Origin of the sequence: Methanocalculus natronophilus, from assembly GCF_038751955.1 — an archaeon.
In the GTDB taxonomy this organism is placed as follows: Archaea; Halobacteriota; Methanomicrobia; order Methanomicrobiales; family Methanocorpusculaceae; genus Methanocalculus; species Methanocalculus natronophilus.
On sequence record NZ_JBCEXH010000042.1, the window covers coordinates 1 to 442 of the forward strand.

General features: G+C 29.6%; 1 protein-coding gene. It reads right to left on the reverse strand.

The features are described from left to right. Positions 1-442 (reverse strand): alpha-amylase family glycosyl hydrolase (locus ABCO64_RS10270; RefSeq protein ID WP_343089392.1); only part of this gene is annotated, 442 nt, incomplete at both ends.

Sequence of the window (442 nt, forward strand, 5' to 3'; positions counted from 1 at the left end):
GGCGAATACATCACCTGAATGATTAATTATTACATCTAATATAATATAAATTCCCATTGAATGAGCTTTGTCTACAAGTTCTTTTAAATCTTCTTTGGTTCCAAATGCTTCATCAATTTCATAATAATCGATGGTGTCATATTTATGAGTACTCATTGCTTTAAAAATAGGGGTTAAATAAAGTCCGTTAAAGCCTAAATCATCAATATAATCTAATTTTTCAATAATTCCTCGTAAATCTCCTCCGAATAAATCTGCGTTGGTAAAATCTTTAACACTGTCCCAAGGTTTTGTCCCTTTTAAGTTAATAGAAGCATCCCCATTGTTAAATCTTTCAGGAAAAATAGAATACCAAATTCTATTTTTGGCCCAATCAGGTGGGGTGAAAAGATCTTCTTCGTTAAGATAAGGAAAATTAAAATAATTGAATAAATTATATTTC